The sequence below is a fragment of the Streptomyces sp. NPDC058964 genome (assembly GCF_042741275.1).
GTDB lineage: Bacteria > Actinomycetota > Actinomycetes > Streptomycetales > Streptomycetaceae > Streptomyces.
Genome location: NZ_JBHYKH010000768.1, coordinates 1 through 3,013, shown reverse-complemented (window position 1 = coordinate 3,013; position 3,013 = coordinate 1). Strand labels below are relative to the sequence as shown.

2 protein-coding genes are annotated in these 3,013 nt (G+C 67.6%); both read right to left on the bottom strand.

Translation table 11 applies throughout. The annotated features are described in order from the left end of the window. Window positions 1–1,110, bottom strand: a 1,110-nt coding sequence (gene secF, locus ACFW2E_RS44445) for a protein translocase subunit SecF (RefSeq protein WP_384477159.1), incomplete at its 3' end; no start/stop codon positions are given. A gap of 3 nt (window positions 1,111–1,113) precedes the next feature. After that, a complete protein-coding gene (gene secD, locus ACFW2E_RS44440; RefSeq protein ID WP_384477156.1) occupies window positions 1,114–2,883 on the bottom strand; it encodes a protein translocase subunit SecD in 1,770 nt (589 codons plus the stop codon). Window positions 2,884–3,013 lie beyond the last annotated feature (130 nt).

Genomic DNA, 3,013 nt, shown 5'->3' with positions numbered 1-3,013 from the left:
GCAGCTCCCTGTTGTCGTTAATCGGCGCTGGCCCGTGGGAGGGGGGGGGTCCGGGATGGGGGGGCCCACGACCGCGGTGGCCGCGTCCTCGGGCTCGCCGTGGACCGCGGACCTGGTCTCCGCGAACTCCTCCCCCGCGGCCGCCTGGGCCCGCTTGGCCAGGACGCGCTTGCGGAGGGCCTTCATCTGCGGCTCGCGCTCCTTGAGGTCGGCGACGAGCGGCGTGGCGATGAAGATCGAGGAGTACGCACCGGCCGCGAGGCCGACGAACAGCGACAGCGAGATGTCGTTGAGCGTGCCGGCGCCGAGGAAGCCACCACCGATGAACAGCAGGCCCGCCACCGGCAGCAGCGCGACCACCGTGGTGTTGATGGAACGGACCAGGGTGCTGTTGATCGACCGGTTGGCGATGTCGCTGTAGGTGAAGCGGGTCTGCTTGGTGATGTCCTTCGTCTGCTCCTTGAGGCTGTCGAAGACGACGACCGTGTCGTAGAGCGAGTAACCGAGGATCGTCAGCAGACCGATGACCGTACCGGGCGTGACCTCGAAGCCGACCAGGGCGTAGATACCGGTCGTGATCGTGATGTCGTGGATCAGCGCGACGAGTGCCGCGACGGCCATGCGCCACTCGAAGGCGATCGCCAGGTAGATCACGACGAGGACCATGAAGATCGCCAGGCCCTGCCAGGCCTTTGAGGCGATCTGCTCACCCCAGCTGGGGCCGACCAGGTCGGCCGCGAGCTTCTCGGGGTCGAGCTTCAGGTCCTTGGCAAGGTCTTGCTTGATCTGGTCGGACTTGTTGGTGTCGATGCCGGCGATCTGGATGCGCATGCTGCCGTTGCCGAGCTTCTGCACGACCGCATCGTGGCCGGAGGCGTCCTTCGCGTACCCCTCCGCCTGGGAGACCGACACCGACATGTGATTCGGCGTCGTGAAGACCGCTCCGCCCTGGAACTCGATGCCCATGTTCAGGCCGCGCACCGCCAGGCCCAGGATGGCCGTGATGGTGATCAGGATGGAGACGCCGTACCAGATCTTGCGGTGGCCGACGAAGTCGTAGCTGATCTCGCCGCGGTGCAGTCGGGCGCCGAGGTTGCCGAGTTTCGACATCGCTCACGCTTCCTTCGGGTCGACAGGGCCGGCGGCAGGACCGGCGGGACGGCGGGTGCGGCGCAGCGGCGGCTTGGCACCCAGGCTCTTCGGGTCGAGGCCGGACCACTTGTGGCCGTTCGCGAAGAACTTGCGGCGGGCCAGCAGCGTCATCAGCGGCTTGGTGAAGAAGAACACGACGACCACGTCGAGCACGGTGGTCAGACCCAGCGTGAACGCGAAGCCCTGGACCTTGCCGACGGTGACGATGAACAGCACCGCCGCGGCGAGGAAGGACACGAAGTCGGACACCAGGATGGTGCGCCGGGCACGCGGCCAGGCCCGCTCGACGGCGGGTCGCAGCGTGCGGCCTTCGCGGATCTCGTCCCGGATGCGCTCGAAGTACACGATGAACGAGTCGGCCGTGATACCGATGGCCACGATGGCACCGCAGACCGCCGGCAGGTTCAGCGCGAAGCCGATGGCCGGGCCGAGCAGCGCCATGATCACGTAGGTGAGGACGGCGGAGACCAGCAGCGAGGCCATGGCCACTACCGACAGGCCGCGGTAATAGGCCACCAGGTAGATCACGACCAGACCGAGACCGATGGCGCCGGCGAGCAGACCGGCGTGCAGCTGGTCACCTCCGAGCGCGGCGGTGACGGTAGTAACAGACTGTTCCTTGAAGGACAGTGGCAGGGCACCGTACGACAGCATGTTGGCGAGGCTCTGCGCCTCAGTCTGGGTGAACTGGCCGGAGATGTTCGCGTTGCCGCCGGTGATGGCGGTCTGGACGTACGGGTGGGACACGACCTCGTCGTCCAGAACGATCGCGAACTCGTTCTGCGGGGTGCTCTGCTGTGCCAGCTTGGCGGTAACGTCGCCGAACTTCTTCGAACCGCCGGAGTTGAAGGTCATGTCGACCTGCCAGCCCGCGGCGCCCTGCGTGTTGAAGGTCGCCTGGGCCTTCTTGATCTCCGTGCCGTCGACGTCCACCGGGCCCAGCAGGAACTTGCTCCACACCTTGCCGTCCTGGCCACAGGCGACGGTGGTCTGGTCCTTCTTGGCTGCCTTGCCGGCGATGGCGCGCTGCTTGGGATCGGCGCAGTCGAGCGTGGCGTACTGCTTCGCGGCTGCGGCGGCCGAGGAGTCGGCGCCGCCGGACGCGGACGGAGAGGGGCTGCCGGAGGCCGTCGGGCTGCCGCTCGCGGACGGCGTGGCGTCCGCCTTCAGAGCGTCGGTGACGGCGCGGCCCTGCGAGGTGGCACTGGCCGAAGGACTGGGGGAACTCCCGGACGCCTTGTCACCGGCCTTGCCCGTGCTCGACGCACTCGGAGAGGCGGAGGTGCTGGGGCTGGTGCTCGGGGTGGGCGTCGCCGAGCCGACCGATGCCTCGCGCTGGAGGACGGGGCGGAAGTAGAGCTTGGCCGTGGTACCGACCTGCTGGCGGGCTTCCTTGGAGTTCGTCCCCTTGGGGATGTTGACGATGATGTTCCGGTCGCCTTGGGTCTGTACCTCGGCCTCCGACACACCGAGACCATTGACACGGCGGTTCATGATGTCGACCGCGGTGTCCATGTTCGTCTTGTTGATCGCGTTGGGCTGGCCCGGCTCGTTGACGGCTTCCAGCGTGATGCTCGTGCCACCGGCAAGGTCGATGCCGAGACGCGGGGTGGTGTGCCCGGAGGCGAACATGCCTCCGGTGAGCGCCACGATGGCGATCAGGATGAGGGCCAGCGAGCGCCCCGGCTTACTCTGAGCGCTCGCATTCTTTCCCTTTTTAGGTGCTACCACCTTTGCGTACTCCCTCTCGGGCCGCGTCGCGCCGGGTAGGCGTCACCGGCGGCCATCACATGGTGTCGGGATCCGTGCGAGCCGCGCATCGCACGGGGTGCGCGGGAACGGTCCGCACACCCCGGAGCAC